1 protein-coding gene is annotated in these 537 nt (G+C 55.1%); it reads left to right on the top strand.

From position 1 onward, the window contains the following. The first annotated feature begins 3 nt into the window (after window positions 1–3). A complete protein-coding gene (locus tag ACWR1S_RS30885) occupies window positions 4–519 on the top strand; it encodes an Hcp family type VI secretion system effector (protein ID WP_007919523.1) in 516 nt (171 codons plus the stop codon). Window positions 520–537: the final 18 nt, after the last annotated feature.

Genomic DNA, 537 nt, shown 5'->3' on the forward strand with positions numbered 1-537 from the left:
CCCATGGCAACACCAGCGTACATGTCGGTTACCGGCGAAAAACAAGGCCTGATCACTGCAGGCGCTTTCACCGCTGACTCCGTAGGCAACACCTACCAGGAAGGCCACGAAGACCAGGTTATGGTTCAGGCTTTCAGCCACGACGTGATCATCCCGCGTGACCCACAATCCGGTCAGCCAACCGGTCAGCGCGTTCACAAGCCAGTTGTGATCACCAAGGTCTACGACAAGGCTTCGCCACTGCTGCAAGCCGCTCTGACCTCCGGCGAGCGCATGAGCGAAATCGTTATCCAGTGGTTCCGTACTTCTGCTCAAGGTACCCAAGAGCACTACTACACCACCAAACTGGAAGACGCGATCATCGTCGCCATCAACAACAAAATGCACAACTGCCAGGATCCAGGCAACTCGCACTTCACCCACCTGGAAGAAGTGCAGTTCACCTACCGTAAAATCACCTGGACCCACGAAGTATCCGGTACTTCGGGTTCCGATGACTGGCGTGCTCCAGTCGTTTAATTACGGCTGATCGTTACA

The sequence above is a fragment of the Pseudomonas sp. AIG genome, from assembly GCF_977020205.1.

Coding starts and splice junctions, on each gene's coding strand:
- ACWR1S_RS30885 (WP_007919523.1), top strand. CDS start 4: ATGGCAACACCAGCGTACATGTCGGTTACCGGCGAAAAACAAGGCCTG.